An 18605-nucleotide genomic window follows, 5' to 3' on the forward strand; every position below is an offset into this window, starting at 1 on the left:
ATGACAGATTCAGATGTTGAAGAAGAAACCTCTCTGAGTGATGAGGCGTGGGAGGATATATATGAATTGTTTGAGCCCTATATTAATTTAGCGGCTTATCCTATTGTTGAAGCTGCAACCCAAGATTATATAGGGTCTAAATATTTTGGGCATCCGTGGATGGGAAGTGACGAGGAATGGCCTGAGAAAGACGGGATACCACTGGACTTTATTTTACAGCTAGATATTGCCACTCTTCCGGAAGAAATAGCCCGCCTGCTTGGAGGTAAGGGGTTGTTGCAATTCTTTTATGGAGAAGATAGCCGGATTGAGTTTACTGATGACATCAGTGACAGAAGCTTTCTACGAATTGTATATCCCGAAGAAAAAGAAGGTGGACCTGTTGCTCCTCCCGCTGCAGGAGATCCATATTTAATAGCTGAAAGAAAGTGCCATTATTCGAGTTCTAAGGAATGTTTGGCTATTACCGGATGGGAAGATTTCCAAGACGTGCCTCATTATTTGGATTTTGCAGATGATGAGGAAGGTGCGTTGTATCCGGGGGCGATTGAGGAAGAAGTGGCTCGTATAGCTCGAAAACACAGGATTGATGAGTCGCAAGTTGAAGAAGCAATAGAGTGTGTTCAGGGAGATAAACTTGGAGGGTACCCCCATTGGACACAAGGTATTGAGATTCCGTTATGCAGTTTGGGGGAATATATGGTTTCTATTTATCAAATAGATGCTGGTGATTTCTTTGAAGGTCCCTGTGTTCCTGCTCATGCCCCGGAACTATTCGCAAGTAGAGGCACAGGACATATTTTTGTATCTCGACATAACCATCAGGAATTAAAGTTTGTTTGGGCTTGTGTTTAGACAAAAAGGGGCCGTTATAGTCTTCGGAATCGCTCTAGCGAAAGAGAATCGTGATGTGTCGGCCTTACTTCGATTCAGAGAATGCAGACTGTAATGTTTTTGCAAGGTGTTTTGTGTATGCGTGACGCCCCTTGTGGTTCAGGTGTCCTGTATCCGCCCAGTCTTCCCTTGGAACAGGGTAACCGGTTAAATCGATTACGGTCTTTGTGTGGAGCTTTTGTTTAATCTGGTCAAGGTTATAGACAAGCCGGCTTTGGAAAATCGGTTCCAGTACGACGATTGGCTGAATATGGGTGGCCTGAATGTCGTCCAGAATCTTGTTGAGTAAACGGATATAATCCTCGTTCATACCGGAAAGCTTTCCTTGTGTTCCCTTGAAATCGACGGGGATATAATGGCCGAACAATATGCCGTCGCCGTTTTCGCACTTGGCAACGGTCTTGTATTTGGACGGTGCGTTATAATCAAAAATCCTGCAATCGGCCAAGGCCTGATAATCCGGTTTGAGAGAATTCACGCGCATTGAAGGATCTTCGGCTTGAACGTCTTCGTTTTTGTTTACGGAAAATGTGCCGAACAGCTGTTTCAGGCGCACGTAAATCGCCTTGTTGTAGATTAAAAGGCGGTGAAAGCTCCTGAAGTAGCCTTTCGTTGCTGGAAGTTTTATATCCCATGGCTGCGTTGCGTAGATATACAGCAGGTCAATTGCCGTTGTTTCGTCAAAAAGGTCCTTCTTTTCGCTATTGTCAGAGAACAGGTCGTTTACGCTGATGTTAAGCACAATGGTTTTCGGTTTTTGAGCGGCGGCTTTTTGTGCAAAATACGGAAAATCATAGAGTGTCATTCCAGACACGCCGAAATTGTAAATGCGTTGATCGTAATCCGCAAAGACGGCGGTGCTGATATGGAAGATTGTCCGGCTGGATCCGATAAAAATATAATCCGTTTCTCCCGGATCACGCTTCGATAAATGCGCGGATTTGTAAATTTTATTTTCAATCCAGCGATCCTTTGACGTTTTCCGGGCGGCATACAGCTCCAAAGCGCCGTCCAGCGCGACCGTCAACAAGACAAAGGTGAGGACGGCAATGAAAAGTTTGGCCCGGCTAGAACTGGAAATATAAAAATTCACTGGACCCCCGGATTTCATATGTTGTGAAAGCGATGAAGAAAAGTCCGCCAATTGCCACAGCTTCGGCGATGCCGATTTTTTCTTTTCGCTGTAAAGCATTGCTGTTTGGCAGTCGTAGAACACCTAAAAGGATAAACAAAATAAGGGCAACAATCAGCATGTTTACTTCGCCTGCCATCGGAAAATTTACCATGCTGCGCAGGATGTTTGCCGCGTCTTCAATGCTTGATGCGCGAAAGAGCACCCAGGCTATGTTGATGAAATTGAACGTGATAAACCATGACAGCGCCTTGTGTATTTTTATGCCTGTGGCATTCCATAAACGATGTAGAACCAAAGCTGCACCGTGCGCCAGTCCCCATAGGACAAAAGTCCACCCTGCGCCATGCCATAAGCCGCCGATGAAAAACGTGATCATAAGATTTAAGGCTGTTCTTGGGAAGCCATGGCGGTTTCCTCCCATCGGCACATAGATGTAATCTTTTAAAAAACGGCCCAGGGTTATGTGCCAGCGGCGCCAAAAATCCTGAATATTGCAGGCTTTGTATGGAGAATTAAAATTGATGGGCAACCGGATGTTGAACATTAATGCCGCGCCCATGGCCATATCACAATAGCCGCTGAAATCGAAATAGAGCTGCAAAGTATAGGACAGGGACGTTATCCATGCCTGTATAAAAGACAAGTCGGCGGGATGAGCAAATCCTTCATCCGCCCATAGTCCAAAGGTATCCGCAATCACAACTTTTTTACAAAGCCCAACGGCAAACAACAGCAATCCGCATCCGATGTGGTTGTAGTTCAGCAACAAGTTCCGCGCCCGTGAAAATTGGGGCATCATTTCCCTGTGATGGACAATCGGCCCCGCAATCAATTGCGGGAAAAAGGAAACGAAAACGGCGTAGTTTAGGAAGTCGTATTCACGGGTCTGCCCTTTGTAAGCGTCGACCAGATAGGCAATCTGCTGAAATGTAAAAAAGGAAATCGCCAGTGGCAATGTTAAATGAAGTAATGAAACCTCGCCTCCAAAGACATTGTTGAGATTTTCAATCAAAAAATCGCTGTATTTGAAATAGGCAAGCAAACCGACATTGGCGGCTATGCCGAATGTTAACAGGCTTAATTTTTTAATCGCCTTTGCCGAACAAGCCTGCGAAAAAGACGTGCCGATCGCATAATTCACAATCATGGAGGTCAGGATCAACGGCAGATAGGCAATGTTCCACCAGCTATAGAAAAAGAGGGAAGCAGCCAGCAAAAAGCTTTTGCCCGCAAGCGTCATGCGGCGTTTATTCAAATAAAAATAAACCGCCAGACTTATCGGCAAAAACAGCAAGATGAATTCGTAGCTATTGAATAACAAGCTCTGTTTGTCCCTTAATGCGCGTTCAAATTTATTATATTGTCAGCTTATCTTAAAGCCGGGCGTTAGCTTAATAGTTTGTTCTGAATAAGTCTCCCTTTAAGATTTACAATCAGGGCAGTGCGCCTTACCCTTCGGAGAATCTATTTTTTTTCAGGAGGCTGTATGTCGTCCCACCTTCTTTGTAGCGTTGGATTGTCTGCGTTTTTGTTTTCTGCGGCTTTATGTTCGGCTGCGCATGCAGCGCCCGACACGGCGGCGTCTTTGCGCGAAGCGATGGCGCGCATAGCGCTTTTGGAAAAAGAAAACGAAAGGCTGCGGTCCATCCTCCTTTCCGAGGATGGAAAGGATGTCGTGCCCGATCCTTCTGCGCCCAGACCGGGCAGAAAACCGCCCGGCAATGCCTTTGAAGATAAACGCGATATTCCTGAAGAAAAGGTAAAAGAGGAGAAAGAGAAAAAGGAAGCGGCGGAGCCTTTGCAGATGGCGGTTGCGGAGCCGCCGGCAGAGCCGCTGCCTGCCTCTCCCGCCGGGCCCGAAGATTTTATCATCCGCCCGCACGTGGACGGTTATGTGAAGTGGGGGTCCAGCCGCACGCTCTCCGGCGCGGAGGCGTGGGTGCCGCTTTCATGGAACGGGCGGACTTTGAGTTTTATGGACGCGCGTTTTGTCGCGGATGACAATGAAGGCCGGGAGGGCAATTTCGGCCTTGGCCTGCGGATTGTGCCGGAGGGTGCGGAGTCCATATGGGGCGCTTACGGCTTTTATGACCGCCGCCGGAGCGAGACGGGGAATATCTTTTCCCAGGCGACGTTCGGGGGGGAATATCTGACGGAAAACTGGGATGTGCGCGCGAACGGCTATCTTGCCCTGAGCGGCAAAGAAAAGAGCACGAATACAAGCTATACAACGAATTTCACTTTTTCCGGCACGGGCATTGTCGCGCAGCAGGTTGCGACGACGAGTCAGGCGGTCGAAACGCCCTTGTCCGGTCTGGATCTGGAACTGGGGTACAAGCTGCCGTTTCTTAAGGATAGCTGGTTCGAGGATACGCGCGTCTATGGCGGCGCCTATCATTTCGGGGCCGCCGGCGTGGAGTCCATGGACGGCTACCGCTTTCGGGCGCGCGCGCGGCCCTTTGAGTGGCTGGAGCTGGGGCTGGAGCATCAAAGCGATACGATTCGCGGCACGACCAATCTGGCGGAAGTGCGCTTCAGAATTCCGTTTGGCCGGGCTTCCGAAAGCCGGAAACCCAGAGGGATATACAAACGTCTGGATGAACGGGTGATTCGGGACGTGGATGTGGTGACGCAGGCGGGCACGCAAACCAGCGCGGTGTCCAGGCAGGCGGCGGTTACGAATACGACGACCGGCGTCGCCCAGAAAATATATACGGTGGATAACACGGCGCCCGGTGGCGGGGACGGCAGTACGGGTAATCCTTTCAACACGCTGGCGGCTGCGGAAGCGGCGGCCGGGGCGCATGACATTGTTTATGTGAAGGCAGGAGACGGCACGTCCGCCAACATGGACGCGGGGATTACGCTGGACGATGACGGGCAGAAACTGATCGGCTCCGGCGCGGCGCTTGTTTTTGATACGGCGAGCATGGGGGTTACGGGGCTGACGGTTGCACCGGCCAACGGGCTTGTGATTGCATCGGCGGGGACGGCGCCGGTCATTACCAACAGCGCTGTGAACGGGGACGGCATTACCGTGACGGCCTCGGATGTCGAAATCGCGGGCCTCACCGTGGACAGTACGACGCGCTACGGAATTGTTGCCAATGGCGCGGATAATTTAACAGTGAGCGATGTGACGGTCGAGCGCTCAGGTAGTCACGGGTTTTACGCCTATGCGACTGCGGCCGGGGCGACGGTCGATAACCTGAATCTCCGCAACGTAACCCTGAGCCGCAGCAATTCCTACGGCGGATATCTTCTGGCCCAGAACGGCGGGGAGATCAACAATTCCGTCATGGACAATGTCACTATAACCCGCAGCGCAAGTACCGGGCTCTATGCTTATGCCGTTGGGGCGGGGGCGCTGATCTCCGCGCCAAGTTTCACCAATATTACGGCCAGCGAAAACAGAAGCGTGGGGCTCCAGCTTTATACAAACACCAGCGGGCAGATCACCGCGCCGGTGCTGAACGGCATCACTGCCGATGACAATGGTTCCTACGGCCTGTATGTTTATGTCCTTAATGCGGGATCGCTCGTCAGCGATGCGCGCTTTGACAATATCTCGACCGCGCAAAATAACTCACAAGGCACCTATCTCTACGCCCAGAACGGCGGGCAGATCATAGACCCGGTCCTGAATAGTTTCATGGCCCTCGATAACGGGAATAACGGTGTCTATCTTAATGCGGGCGGGGCCGGCGCGCAGATCGCCAATCCGTTTTTGACGGATATTACAGCAAGAGAAAATTCATTCGACGGCGTCACACTCGCCTCTTCCGGCGGTGGCGTGATAACAGCCCCGGTCCTCGACGCCATCACCGTGGAAGGTAACGGCCAGCGGGGGGTGGCTACGAGTGCCAGCGGCGCGGGATCTTCCATGAATGATTTGATGCTCGCCAACGTGACGGCCACGGATAACGGCTCTCAGGGCGTTGTACTTTCCATTTCGGGCGGGGCGCAGATGACCTCCCCGGTGCTGGAGGATCTGACGATTGCCGATTCCGCTTCTCACGGCCTGTATCTTTATACGCAGGATGCCGGGTCGCTCCTCAGCGATCTGTCTGTCCAAAACAGCACGTCAAACGGCAATGCCGGTTCAGCCATTCATCTCTACACCCAGAACGGCTCACAGATTACCGCGCCGGTGCTGAGCGGCCTGACGGCCGAAGGCAATAGCGGACAGGGGCTTTACCTCCGGGCGAACGCCGCGGGATCGCTGGTCAGCGATTTGTCCCTGACCGACAGCACATTCAGTTCCAACGGTTACGGCGTTTATTTCGAGACGGTTAACGGATCGCAGGTTACCGCGCCGGTGCTAAGCGGCCTGACCATTCAGAATAACAATTCCCACGGGTTTTATGGTTATATCAACAATGCGGGGTCGCTGCTGAGCGGCCTGTCCCTCACCGATACGGATTTTGTGGAAAACAGGAATTACGGGGCGGCTCTCAATGCCGCCAATGGCGGACAGATCGATACGCCGGTGCTGGGCAATCTGACCATGCAGGGAAACAGGTCCGGTGGCGTTTCTGTTTCAGCCGGCGGCGCGGGCTCTCTTGTGAATAATCTGTCCCTCACCAATGTGGAGATTGAGGAGGGGAGTAACGGGGTGTATTTCTACACCGCCAATGGTCAGATCGACACGCCGGTGCTGAGCGGCCTGACCATGCGGGATCTGAACACTCATGGTCTTTACGTGTATACACAGGGTGCCGGTGCGCTGGTCAACGATTTGTCCGCAACCAATATAGATATCGACAATAGCGGGCAGCATGGCGTGTATTTCTACGTCCGCGGGGGCAGCCAGATCACGACGCCGGTGCTGGATACCGTGACTTCCAATAACAACGGCGATCATGGCCTGCTTGTCCAGACGGTAGATGCGGGCTCCCTTGTCAGCGATCTGTCGGTGACCGGTCTCACGGCCAATGATAACGGCGAGATGGGCGCCGGACTTGTCGTGAGTTCCGGGGGGCAGATGACGGACCTGACGCTCGATACGCTTATTGCGCGGGGCAATAATTTTTCGGGTCTGTATGTGATCTCCCAGAACGCCGGGGGCAGCGCGCTTACGAACGCCATGCTGCGCAACGTGACGGCCGAGGACAATCTGGAAGAAGGGATTTATCTCAACGCCAGCAGCGACGCGGATTTAACGCTTCGGCTGGAAGATTCGACGGCGACGGACAACGTTCTTCGGGGCGTGTATGTCAACGATGACACGACGGGGACCTTCACAGCCGATCTGGGCGGCGGCGCGCTGGGTGGCCTTGGCGGCAACCGCTTCTTCGATAATCAATCTTACGATCTGTACGGCGATCTGGACAATTTGCAGCTTGATGCGGAATCAAACTGGTGGGGGCAGGCCGGCGGGCCGCTGGCCGGGGATGTTTCCATGGAAGGCGCCTCGACGCTCAACTCCTCTTCGCCGCTGGCCGTCGATCCGGGACCTTAGAGCACTTCTCTTTTAGGTAGACTCAACATTCTTCCGCTGTCATTCCCTGAATTGGCTTCGCCAATTCAGGGAATGACGAAAAAAAGGTGGGGCAACCTAAAGAGATAATGCTCTAGAAGTCGGGAATTGGATAAAGTTTCGTTTTTTTTGAAGGCGCTCCTGCGATATTTTCGCGGACTTCATGTCCTTTGTGCCCTTCGTGTTAACCCCCTTTTTTTTTACGAAAAATCCCCGGCTTTGTCATCCTGAGCGCAGCGAAGAATCTCCGGGAAACGCCGGGATCTTTCGTCCCCGCGTCTATGTCGGTTGTTCAGCGCTGGAAAGCTGTACCGACAGGTTAATCGCTTCATCGTAAGAGGGAACGATCAAAATCGTATCCCGGTTGTCCTGAATGCCTGCCCTGGAAAGCATGTCTTTGGGTTGTTCCTGCAGGCCGCTTATAACCACCTTGCTGCCTTTGCTTTCACAGGTTTTTATCAAATTCTTCATCGCGTTTAGCCCGGCGACATCCATGTAGGGAACAAGCTTCATGCGCAGGATCAGGATTTTCGGCATTTCGCCCATGGCCTGCAGCGTTTCCAGCATCGTGCCGGCCATACCGAAAAAGATCGGGCCGGTAATCCTGAACACTTCCACGCCTTCCGGCAATTCATCGCGCTGGTTTTCAATTTCTTTTACGTCGCCGGACGTATCGCGGATTTTTCGTCCTTGCGTGTAAAAAGATGCGGACTGGCTCATTTGGTGCATAAACAGTAGGGAGGCCAGTGTCACGCCCACGCCAATAGCCACGGTCAGATCGACCAGAACCGTCAGGGCAAAGGTCAAAAGCATGACCAGCCGGTCGGATTTTGACAGGCGGAAAATATGGAGAAAATGCTGAATCTCGCTCATATTCCATGCCACGACAAACAGGATTGCCGATAGCGCGGCCAGCGGAACAAAGGCCATGATGTCTGTCAGGAACAGGATGAAAACCAGGATAAAAACGGCATGGAAGATACCGGCCATCGGCGTTTTTCCGCCGGATTTTACATTGGTTGCCGTGCGGGCGATCGCTCCTGTTGCCGGCAAGCCGCCAAACAGGGTCGATGCGATATTGGCCACGCCTTGCCCGACCAGTTCCTGATTGGGGCGGTGCTTATATCCCGTCATGCCGTCAGCAACCGTGGCCGATAGCAGGGCTTCAATCCCCGCCAAAAAAGCGATGGTGAAGGCGGACGGAACAATTTCAAGGAATTTACCCATGTCCCACGCCGGCAGGGACGGCCACGGCAGACCTGACGGTATATCGGGGAAGCGCGAGCCTATCGTATCAATGGGAAGATGCAGGGCATAAACCGATAACGAAGCCAGCGCGACGGCGATCAGGTAACCCGGCCATTTTGGCGCAAAGCGTTTCAGAAGCAAAATAACGGCCAGTCCCATGGCTCCGATCGTCAAAGTCGCAAGGTCGGTGCTGCTTAAATGACCGAAATAGGCTTGCCATTTCGGGATGAATTCCGCCGGAACATCCTGGATATCCAGCCCCAGAAAATCCTTTACCTGTGAGGACGCGATGATAACGGCAATCCCTGCCGTAAAGCCTGTGATGACAGGATAGGGGATATAACGTATCACCTGCCCGAACCGCGCATATCCCGCGATGATAAGAATAACGCCCGCCAGCAATGTTGCCAGAAGCAGCCCGTCATAGCCGTGATTGGCAATGACGCTGAACACAACAACGATAAAAGCGCCCGTCGGCCCGCCGATCTGAACCCGCGATCCGCCCAAAAAGGAAATAAGAAACCCTGCCACAACGGCTGTGACCAGTCCTTTATCGGGGGACGCGCCGCTTGCAATGCCCAGTGCCATGGCCAAAGGCAAGGCCACAATCGCCACAGTCAATCCGGCCAGAATGTCGGCTTTGGCCGTATCGAATGCGTAACCTTCGCGCAGAAGCGAAAACAGTTTTGGCGTAAAGGCGGTTGGCAACATACTGAATCCTCATAAAAAATCGCCTCTACAGTAATAGGAAAAGCCTGATTTTTCCAGCCATTCAATCACGAAAGCGCCTGTGACGCATAAAATCCCGGACAAGCAGGCGCGTGTTGATTAAGAAAAATATGTTTTGGTTTTATTCGCAAAAGCAACCAGCGAGAGCATCACAGGCACTTCAACCAGTACCCCGACAACCGTTGCCAGTGCTGCGCCGGAATTAAGGCCGAACAAGCTGATGGCTACCGCCACGGCCAGTTCAAAGAAATTTGAAGTGCCTATCAGGGCGGCAGGTGCGGCTGTGCTGAATGGGACGCGCCAGAAATGCCCCCATCCATAGGCAATGGCAAAAATGCCGTAACTTTGAATGAGTAACGGAACGGCAATCAGGGCAATGACCATTGGTTTTTCCAGAATCGTTCCGGCCTGAAAACCGAACAGCAAAACAACCGTGGCCAGCAAGCCCATAATGGAAAACGGCTTTACCTTGGCCGTGAATTTGGCAATGCGTTCATGGTTGTCTGAATCGTCAAGCTTTTTGCGGGTGATATAGCCCGCCGCCAGGGGAATAAGCACATAGAGGATAACGGAGAGCAGCAGCGTTTCCCACGGGACAATAATATCGGTCACGCCAAGCAGCAGCGCGGCAATCGGCGCGAACGCAAAGATCATGATAATATCGTTTACCGATACCTGAACCAGCGTGTAATTCGCATCCCCTTTAACAAGCTGACTCCACACAAAGACCATGGCTGTGCAGGGTGCTACGCCGAGCAAGATCATTCCCGCGATATATTCTTTTGCATCTTGCGCATCTACCAGTCCGGCAAAAATATGTTCAAAGAAAAGGATGCCAAGCGCGGCCATTGTAAAGGGCTTAATCAGCCAGTTTACGACCAGCGTAATGCACAAACCTTTGGGTTTCTTTCCTGCGTCTTTAAGGCTGGAAAAATCCACATTGACCATCATCGGGTAAATCATCACCCAGATAAAAACAGCTACCACCAGATTGACGCTGGCATATTCAAGGGAAGCGATAGCCTGAAATGCGCTTGGCACAAGCAGCCCAAGTCCAACTCCGGCGGCAATACAAAGCCCGACCCAGACGGATAGGTAACGCTCAAAAATTCCCATAGTTGATGGCTCTGCTGCCTGATCCATTCTTCAATCCTCGCATCATTCGGCAAGCTGCCTTTTATGGACAAGTATAATACCATCCCCCCCTAATAACGGAAGGCGTGCTTATAATGCCTCGTGACGCAATTTCAATGAAATAAGGAAAATGGCTCCCCGGGCCGGATTCGAACCAGCGACCAAGTGATTAACAGTCACCTGCTCTACCACTGAGCTACCGAGGAACACGCAGCGTTTATGCTTGAACGCGCAGGACTTGTCAAGAACCCCCGAAGGGGTGGAGGCACGGACCGGAATCGAACCGGTCTACACGGATTTGCAATCCGCTGCATAGCCACTCTGCCACCGCGCCGCTCTCCTTAAAAACAGGTTATAGCCAATATCACTTTTGGTTATAGAAATCCAGCCCTGAAAAAGGGCAAAACGTCTGGGAAAAAAGGGGGTTTTGGAGTAGGGTACAAAGCGGATTGTTATGTTTTCCTTTTCTTCTTCATTTTCTGCAGGAGGCTTTGATGAATTTTACCCAGTGTCGTGAGAATATGGTCGAGGGTCAGATCCAGACGAACGGTGTCACGGAGCCTTCTATTTTGGGGGCGTACCGTGCGATCCCGCGGGAGCGTTTTGTCATGCCGGGGCAGGAATCCATTTCCTATTGCGATGAATCTTTGCCCATCGGCGCGGGGCGGTGTTTGATGGAGCCTATGGTTCACGCCCGTTTGCTTCAGGCGGCCGCGCCGAAATCCGATGACGTGGTGCTTGATATCGGCGGTGCGACGGGGTATTCGGCGGCCGTCTTTTCGTCCCTTGTGTCCACGGTTGTGTCCGTGGAAAAGGACCCGGATTTTCTTGCAAGGGCGGAGGCGCTTTGGCAGGAGCTTGGTTTATGCAATGTTGTGGGGCTTCAGGGCGAGTTGAAGGCGGGTGATCCGCGGCATGCGCCCTATGACCTGATTTTCTTTAACGGGGCTGTAGCGTCCGTGAGCGACGATATTCTGGCGCAGGTTGACATAGGGGGCCGCCTTGTGGCTGTCGTTATGCCCTCCGGCGCCTCCGTTGGAAAGGCTGTAAAAATGACACGCACGGGAGAAGACGATTTTTCCAGCGAGTTTTTGTTCGATGTGTACACGCCTTATTTGCCGGGGATGGGCGCGCGCACCGAGTTTGTATTCTAACGGCCTGATCTTCTTATGAGATTACTTTTAAATCAGGATGTAATCTGCTGAAATGATTGTTAAAAAACACATCATAGCGTCTGTTCTCTTGTGGGGGGTTCTTGCGGGCCCCCTGCCTGCTTTTGCCGGTGCGCCGGATGAAGAAAGCTATTTGACCGAAGGCATTAAAGCGATTCCCGAAGAGGATATTCGGGAAGTCGTGCGGGCTTTATCTGAATCCAGTGACCGGCTTTACGATGTTCTGCGTCAGGCTTACGAAACAAACCCGACCCTGCAGGCGGCCAATGCGGAGCTTCGCGCGGTGGAAGAATCCCTGCCGCAGGCCGCTGCCGGTTACAAACCCACGATCACGGCCAATGCCGATGTGCTTTATACGGATACGCAAAACGAAGGAAATTCTTCGTCTTCTCAGGACGGGGACAATCTCTCCAAAGAGGGAAGCGTTTCGCTGAAACAGCCTCTTTACCGGGGCGGAAGAACGGCTTCCGCGCTGCGGGGCGCCCGGAATTCGATTCTGGCGCAGAGTGCGGCCGTTGATTCGGTGCGCCAGAAACTGATGTTGGATGTGGCCACGGCTTACATGGATGTGCTGCGCGACCGGGCGTTGCTTAACTTGAGTGAAAACAATAAAGCCCTTATTTCCCGGCAGCTTGAGGCGACAAAAGACCGTTTTGAAGTGGGGGAACTGACCCGGACGGACGTGTCTCAGGCTCAGGCGCGTGAAGCAGGCGCCGTTTCCGATATTATTTCGGCCAAGGCAAAGATGCGTTCCAGTGTGGCGGTGTACGAGCAGATTGTCGGCAGTGTGCCGGACCAGACGCTTCTTTACCCCGACATACGTTTTTCCCTGCCCGAAACGCTTGAGGAAGCGCTTTCGGAAGCCGCGCAGAAAAACCCTTCCGTTTTGTCCGCGGAATATAAGAACGCAGCGGCGGAAGACGATGTGGACACCGTTTTCGGGGAATTGCTGCCGGAGGTTTCTTTAACGGGCGGGCTGTCAAAAAGCTACGATCCGCAGCCCGGAACGTTGGATGAAACGCGCGAAAGTACGGTGGGGGTTTCCGCCAGTATTCCCCTTTATCAGGCGGGCAGTGTGCGCTCGCGCGTGCGGCAGGCCAAACAGACTGCCAACCAGCGTTTTATCCAGATTATGGAGGCGCGCCGCCGGGTGCGCGCCGAAACCATTTCAAGCTGGGAAAATCTGGCGGCGGCCAAGGCGGAGATTATATCCCGCAGGGCGCAGGTCGAGGCTTCGGCGATGGCGCAGGAGGGGGTCCGGTATGAGTCCGATTTCGGCGAAAGGACGATTCTGGATGCGCTGGACGCCGATCAGGAATATCTGGATGCGCAGGTGGGGCTGGTGAGTGCGCGGCGGAACGAGATTGTTGCACGTTTTTCTCTGGCGGCGGTATTGGGGCGTCTAACGCCGGAAATCCTCGAATTTTCCTCTAAAAAAGAGAACGAAGAAGAGAATAGATGAGGACAGAGTGAAATCGGCCTTTGACAAGGCTTTTTCAATCAGGGAGACTGTTTCGGTAGTCCGTTGATTCAACACGATTCTTGTCTATGTCAGAAAACGAAGAAGAACCATCGATCGAGGAAATCCTGTCTTCTATCCGTCAGATCATTTCTGACGACGATGAGGAAGAGGCTGCGCCTGCTCAGGAGGCGCCGCCGCCGGAGGAACCTGCGCCTGAAGAGCCGGAAGAGGATTTGTCTGCAGATGACGATGTTCTGGAATTGACGGAAGACATGCAGGAAGAGCCCGAACCGGAACCGGAACCGGAACCGGAAATCGAGGAAGAAGAGGAAGAAGAAATCGAGATTGATCTTCTGGACTCGGAACCGGATGATTCCGCTTTAGACGATTCTATCATCTCTGATGCCGCAAAAGCGGCTGCGCTGGCCAGCATGGCCAAGCTGGCCGGGAATATGCCTGTAAGCCGCCGCCCGGGATATAACGGCGTGACCGTTGAAGATATCGTGCGGGAACTTCTCAATCCGATGTTGCGGGAATGGATGGACGGCAATCTTTCTGAAATTGTCGAAAAAATTGTCCAGAAAGAGATCGCAAAACTGGGTCGCCGCGCCGCGGACGATTAGTTTCACCCTAAGTTACAGGTTGCCTGTTGCGGGAAAGATGCTAAAACAATCCTGTGAATTGTGAATTAAACCTGTAAGTCTTTAAAAATGCTCGATAAAAACTTTAACTTCTCTGAAGCTGAATCCCGCCTGTATCAGGAATGGGAAAAAGCGGGCCTGTTTGGGGCGCATCCGGAAAGTCAGCACACCCCCTTTTGCATTATGATGCCCCCGCCCAATGTGACGGGCTCCTTGCATATGGGACACGCTTTGAATCACACGCTTCAGGATGTGCTTGTCCGTTATAACCGCATGAAAGGCCAGGATACGCTCTGGCAGCCGGGGACGGACCATGCAGGCATTGCCACACAGATGGTGGTGGAGCGGCAACTGGACGCGGAAGGCGTTCACCGCCGCGATCTGGGCCGGGAAAAGTTTCTGGAAAGGGTTTGGGCGTGGAAAGAAAAATCCGGCGGCACGATCGTGCATCAGCTCCGGCGTCTGGGCACCACGCCGGATTGGGCGCGTGAGCGTTTCACTATGGATGAGGGCCTCAACAAGGCCGTCCGGAAGGTCTTTGTGCAGCTTTACAAAGAAGGTCTCATTTACAAGGATAAACGGCTTGTGAACTGGGACCCGAAATTCCACACGGCCATTTCCGATCTGGAGGTGGAGCAAAAAGAAACCAAAGGCCATATGTGGCATATCGAGTATTCCGTGGAAGGCCCCGAAGACAGGTCTATTACGGTGGCGACAACGCGTCCCGAAACGATGCTGGGGGATACCGCCGTTGCGGTCCATCCTGACGATGAGCGTTATAAGGACCTGATCGGGAAGATGGCGGTGCTTCCCATCGTAAACCGCCTGATTCCGATTATTGCCGATGAATATGCCGATCCGGAGCAAGGCAGCGGCGCGGTAAAAATTACCCCCGCCCATGATTTCAACGATTTCGAAGTGGGAAAACGTCATAACTTACCTATGATCAACGTGCTGGATGAAAATGCCTGCATGAATGAGAACGTGCCGGAAGCCTATCAGGGGCTGGACCGTTATGACGCCCGGAAGAAAATTCTGGCCGAACTCGAAGAGCTTGAAAAACTGGGGAAGGTTGAGAAAATCAAGCATGCCGTGCCTTACGGCGATCGCTCCGGCGTGGTGATCGAGCCCTGGCTGACCGATCAGTGGTATGTGGATACACCCACCCTGGCAAAACCGGCGATTGAAGCCGTGAAGGACGGGCGCACGAAATTCCATCCCAAACAATATGAGAACATGTATCTGGTCTGGCTGGAAAACCAGATACCGTGGTGCATCTCCCGCCAGCTCTGGTGGGGGCACCAAATTCCCGTCTGGTATGACGAAGACGGAAAAACCTACGTGGCCGAAACCGAGGAAGAGGCACAAGCCGAAGCCGGAGAGGGCGTTTCCCTGACCCGCGATGAAGACGTGCTGGATACGTGGTTTTCCTCCGCGCTATGGCCGTTTTCAACCCTGGGCTGGCCCGAGCAAACGCCGGAGCTGGAGAGATATTATCCCGGCGACGTGCTGGTGACAGGCTTTGACATTATCACCTTCTGGGTCTCCCGCATGATGATGATGGGGCTTCACTTCATGAAGGATGTGCCTTTTCGGGATGTTTACATCCATGCGCTTGTGCGCGACGGGAAGGGGCAGAAAATGTCCAAATCCAAAGGGAACATCATCGATCCGCTTGAAATTGCGGATAAGTACGGCTCGGACGCCCTGCGCTTTACGCTGGCCGCGATGGCTGCGCAGGGGCGGGATATCTGCCTGTCCGAAGAGCGGGTGGAGGGCTACCGGAACTTTACGACCAAGCTCTGGAACGCGGCTCGGTATTGCGAGATGAACGCATGTTTGCCCCGCGCAGGCTTTGATCCGTCAAAGGTTGAAAACACGCTCAACAAGTGGATCGTTGCGGCCACGGCGCAGGCGAAAGCCGATCTGGAAAAAACGCTTGGAAGCTATCGTTTCAACGAAGCGGCGAATACGATCTATCAGTTTACGCGCGGAACGTTCTGTGACTGGTATCTGGAATTTACCAAGCCGTACCTCTCGGATGTTATCCCGAGCGGTAGCGAAGGATCTCAGGAAAAGGCAGGAGATCCTTCGGCGCAAGCGCCTCAGGATGACAAATTAAAAACAGAGATAAGGGCTACGACCGGCTGGGTGCTGGATCAAATCCTTCTTTTGCTGAACCCTTTTATGCCGTTTGTTACGGAAGAAATCTATGCGCAGATTGCGGACCGCAAAGGCGCGCCTGCGTTGATGGCGTCGTCTTGGCCGGATTATTCGAAGATGCCGGAAGAGAAGGGCGCGGTTGCCGAAATTGACTGGCTGATGCGTTTTATTTCGAATATCCGCTCCGTGCGGGCAGATATGAACGTGCCGGCAGGGGCCAAAATCAAGCTTCTGGTGAAAGGGGCGTCCGGTGTCACGCAGGAACGGCTTCAAACCTACGAGGCAGCGCTGGAACAGATGGCGCGCCTGTCCTGTGTCGAAATTTTTGACGGCACGCCGCCGAAAGGGTCCATCCAGTCTGTGGTGGATGAATGCACTTTGATTTTGCCGATTGCGGATATTGTCGATCTGGATCAGGAACGCGCACGGCTTCAAAAGCAAATTGAGAAGTTAGAGCAGGACATTAAGAAAATAGACCAAAAACTTGAAAACAAAGAGTTTATTAAAAACGCCCCGGAAGAGGTCGTCGCGGAACAACGCGGGCGGCGCGAAGAGGCGGAAATGGTTATTCACAAGCTCGCTGCGGCCCTGAAACAGCTTGCCGCGGCGTAGTTTTTACCTTTCTCTGTCAAGATCGTGCGTGCGCTGGCTGGCTTGTTGTTGTCGGCGCTGTTCAACTGCTTCGGCCCGCTTTCTTGCTTCAGAGCGTTCATTGTTTAGGTTGGTTCCATTCTGTCCTTTCCGAGCGCAGCGAAGAATCTCCGGAAAACGTTGAGATCCTTCGCCTTCGGCTCAGGATGACAAAACAGGTCGTGACTCGATCTAATTACAGAATGCTTTAATTCTGTAAAACTGTCAAAAAACGGTATATGTGAAACCTTGACAAAATAGGATTTTTATCCTATTTTTTCTTATGCATTTCCAAACAAAAACCCATCCGCCTGCATCCGTCATTGCCCGGTTTATCCGGGCAATCCAGAGGCCGCAAGTCCAAGACTGGATTGCTTCGTTGCAGAAGCTCCGCGCAATGATGAGGACTTCGTTTAACTCATTGAAAAGAAAGGAAAGAGGGTGGGCACCTGTCGCCCGTTTTTTCAAACGAACTGAGCGATTCCAGATTACGGTAAATAAAAAGGCCGCTAAAAAGCGGCCTGTTTTTCCGGAAATATTTCCGTCATTATGCTTTTTTCGAGGAATCTTCCTTCTTTCCGCCGGACGCATCGCCGGAGAGGAAAGAGCCGTATTTTTTCTCGAATTTGGAAAGTTGTCCTTTCTCGACCACGCGGGCGGCGCCTCCCTGCCAGGCGGGATGGGTCAAAGGGTCAACGTCAAGCTTCATGACATCGCCTTCTTTTCCCCATGTGGAGCGGGTTGTGTATTCCGTTCCGTCTGTCAGCACGACCTTGATCTCGTGGTAATCCGGGTGAATATCTGCTTTCATTTTTCCTGTCCTTCTATAAATTCCGCTGTGCTTATAGGATTTTTGACGGGAAATTGCAAGGGAATGTGGTGGATTAAGAGCGAATTTCAGCAAAAAAGGCCTTATTTGGCGGCGCGGCAGGCCGTTATCCACGCCATCCGGAGCTATTTTGACGCGGCCGGCTTTGATGAGGTTGAAACGCCGGTCCTGCAGGTCTGCCCCGTTATGGACGCCCATGTTCACGGATTTAAAACGGTCCTGAACGGCGTGGACCTTAAGCCGGAGCGGACGCTTTACCTCCATACCAGCCCGGAATTTGCGATGAAAAAGCTGATGGTCGCGGGAATGGAGAGGCTGTACCAGATTTGCCATGTCTTTCGGAATGGCGAAAATTCCTCCCGTCACAGCGCCGAGTTCACGATGATCGAATGGTATCGGACGGGAGCGGATTACACGGATATTATGGCGGATTGCGAGGGGCTGCTGCGTTCCTGCGCCGAGGCCCTGAATATCCGGACCTATCAGTATAAAGGGATGGTATGCGATCCGTTCGGGCCGTGGGAACGTCTGAGCGTTCGGGAGGCCTTTGAAACATATGCGCAGATGGATTTACAGGCGTTTTTGGACGATAAGGAGGCTTTCCGCGCCGCCGTTTCCGCTTTGGGCCTGCACACGGCGAAGGATGACGGTTGGGACGATCTCTTTTTCCGGGTGATGGACGCCAGAATAGAGCCGTATCTGGGCAGGAAGGTTCCAACCATTTTGTACGATTATCCGGTCTGTATGGCGTCTTTGTCGCGCAGGAAACCTTCCGATCCCCGTTTTGCCGAGCGTTTCGAGCTTTATGTCTGCGGGATGGAGCTTGCCAACGCCTTTAGCGAACTGACCGACGCGGCGGAGCAAAAAAAGCGTTTTGCCGAGGAGATGGATTTAAAGGAAAAACTCTACGGGGAGCGCTATCCGGTCGATGAAGATTTCATCAAGGCGCTGGAGCATGGTTTGCCGGAAAGCGGCGGAATCGCCTTTGGCATTGACCGCCTTGTGATGCTGGCCACGGGCGCGGAAGATATAGATCAGGTCCTCTGGTGCGGTAGGCCGTAAAAAACGGCCCTGAAAACAGGGCCGTTT

Annotated in this window: 12 protein-coding genes and 2 tRNA genes; 7 read left to right on the plus strand and 7 right to left on the minus strand. The window is 52.8% G+C overall.

Annotated elements, in window-relative coordinates; all coding sequences use genetic code 11:
* Positions 1 to 855, plus strand: coding sequence for a DUF1963 domain-containing protein (locus H6853_06555; protein ID USO03191.1), 855 nt, complete (start codon positions 1 to 3; stop codon positions 853 to 855).
* Between the two features lie 64 nt (positions 856 to 919).
* Here H6853_06555 and H6853_06560 read toward each other — a convergent pair whose 3' ends face one another.
* Together H6853_06560 and H6853_06565 are read right to left on the minus strand one after the other, a co-directional pair.
* Complete coding sequence (locus H6853_06560; protein ID USO03192.1) at positions 920 to 1987, minus strand: SGNH/GDSL hydrolase family protein; 1068 nt, start codon at positions 1985 to 1987, stop codon at positions 920 to 922.
* On the minus strand, positions 1962 to 3350 hold the full coding sequence (locus H6853_06565) for an MBOAT family protein (GenBank protein ID USO03193.1): 1389 nt from the start codon (positions 3348 to 3350) through the stop codon (positions 1962 to 1964). Before H6853_06565 ends, H6853_06560 begins: the two co-directional genes overlap by 26 nt.
* A 165-nt stretch (positions 3351 to 3515) precedes the next feature.
* Between H6853_06565 and H6853_06570 the strand changes: the two genes are divergently transcribed.
* Positions 3516 to 7490 (plus strand): inverse autotransporter beta domain-containing protein, encoded by a 3975-nt coding sequence (locus H6853_06570; GenBank protein USO03194.1) that lies wholly within the window; start codon positions 3516 to 3518, stop codon positions 7488 to 7490.
* A gap of 297 nt (positions 7491 to 7787) precedes the next feature.
* Here the strand turns inward: H6853_06570 and sulP are convergent, their stop codons facing one another.
* The 4 genes from sulP to H6853_06590 form a co-directional block, all read right to left on the minus strand.
* Complete coding sequence (gene sulP, locus H6853_06575) at positions 7788 to 9467, minus strand: sulfate permease (GenBank protein USO03195.1); 1680 nt, start codon at positions 9465 to 9467, stop codon at positions 7788 to 7790.
* A gap of 117 nt (positions 9468 to 9584) precedes the next feature.
* Positions 9585 to 10601 carry an ACR3 family arsenite efflux transporter gene (arsB, locus tag H6853_06580; GenBank protein ID USO04630.1) on the minus strand — a complete coding sequence of 339 codons (1017 nt, stop codon included), beginning with the start codon at positions 10599 to 10601 and terminating at the stop codon, positions 9585 to 9587.
* Between the two features lie 149 nt (positions 10602 to 10750).
* A tRNA-Asn gene (locus H6853_06585) sits at positions 10751 to 10825 on the minus strand.
* 54 nt (positions 10826 to 10879) lie between these two features.
* Positions 10880 to 10953, minus strand: a tRNA-Cys gene (locus H6853_06590).
* Positions 10954 to 11113: 160 nt separating this feature from the next.
* Here H6853_06590 and H6853_06595 point away from each other — a divergent pair.
* The 4 genes from H6853_06595 (at position 11114) to H6853_06610 (ending at position 16669) form a co-directional block, all read left to right on the plus strand.
* Positions 11114 to 11773, plus strand: coding sequence for a protein-L-isoaspartate O-methyltransferase (locus H6853_06595; protein USO03196.1), 660 nt, complete (start codon positions 11114 to 11116; stop codon positions 11771 to 11773).
* Between the two features lie 52 nt (positions 11774 to 11825).
* Positions 11826 to 13253 (plus strand): TolC family outer membrane protein, encoded by a 1428-nt coding sequence (locus H6853_06600; GenBank protein USO03197.1) that lies wholly within the window; start codon positions 11826 to 11828, stop codon positions 13251 to 13253.
* 86 nt (positions 13254 to 13339) lie between these two features.
* Complete coding sequence (locus H6853_06605; GenBank protein ID USO03198.1) at positions 13340 to 13876, plus strand: DUF2497 domain-containing protein; 537 nt, start codon at positions 13340 to 13342, stop codon at positions 13874 to 13876.
* Between the two features lie 87 nt (positions 13877 to 13963).
* Positions 13964 to 16669 carry a valine--tRNA ligase gene (locus tag H6853_06610; protein ID USO03199.1) on the plus strand — a complete coding sequence of 902 codons (2706 nt, stop codon included), beginning with the start codon at positions 13964 to 13966 and terminating at the stop codon, positions 16667 to 16669.
* Positions 16670 to 17234: 565 nt separating this feature from the next.
* Here H6853_06610 and rpmE read toward each other — a convergent pair.
* Positions 17235 to 17498, minus strand: a complete 264-nt coding sequence (gene rpmE / locus H6853_06615; protein USO03200.1) for a 50S ribosomal protein L31 — start codon at positions 17496 to 17498, stop codon at positions 17235 to 17237.
* Between the two features lie 63 nt (positions 17499 to 17561).
* Between rpmE and genX the strand changes: the two genes are divergently transcribed.
* Positions 17562 to 18578, plus strand: coding sequence for an EF-P lysine aminoacylase GenX (gene genX, locus H6853_06620; protein USO03201.1), 1017 nt, complete (start codon positions 17562 to 17564; stop codon positions 18576 to 18578).
* The last annotated feature ends 27 nt before the right edge of the window (positions 18579 to 18605 follow it).

This window comes from Rhodospirillales bacterium, assembly GCA_023898765.1.
Taxonomy (GTDB): Bacteria; Pseudomonadota; Alphaproteobacteria; order Micavibrionales; family Micavibrionaceae.

Coding starts and splice junctions, on each gene's coding strand:
- H6853_06555 (USO03191.1), top strand. CDS start 1: ATGACAGATTCAGATGTTGAAGAAGAAACCTCTCTGAGTGATGAGGCG.
- genX (USO03201.1), top strand. CDS start 17,562: ATGTGGTGGATTAAGAGCGAATTTCAGCAAAAAAGGCCTTATTTGGCG.
- H6853_06570 (USO03194.1), top strand. CDS start 3,516: ATGTCGTCCCACCTTCTTTGTAGCGTTGGATTGTCTGCGTTTTTGTTT.
- rpmE (USO03200.1), bottom strand. CDS start 17,498: ATGAAAGCAGATATTCACCCGGATTACCACGAGATCAAGGTCGTGCTG.
- H6853_06605 (USO03198.1), top strand. CDS start 13,340: ATGTCAGAAAACGAAGAAGAACCATCGATCGAGGAAATCCTGTCTTCT.
- H6853_06610 (USO03199.1), top strand. CDS start 13,964: ATGCTCGATAAAAACTTTAACTTCTCTGAAGCTGAATCCCGCCTGTAT.
- H6853_06595 (USO03196.1), top strand. CDS start 11,114: ATGAATTTTACCCAGTGTCGTGAGAATATGGTCGAGGGTCAGATCCAG.
- H6853_06600 (USO03197.1), top strand. CDS start 11,826: ATGATTGTTAAAAAACACATCATAGCGTCTGTTCTCTTGTGGGGGGTT.
- arsB (USO04630.1), bottom strand. CDS start 10,601: ATGGGAATTTTTGAGCGTTACCTATCCGTCTGGGTCGGGCTTTGTATT.
- sulP (USO03195.1), bottom strand. CDS start 9,467: ATGTTGCCAACCGCCTTTACGCCAAAACTGTTTTCGCTTCTGCGCGAA.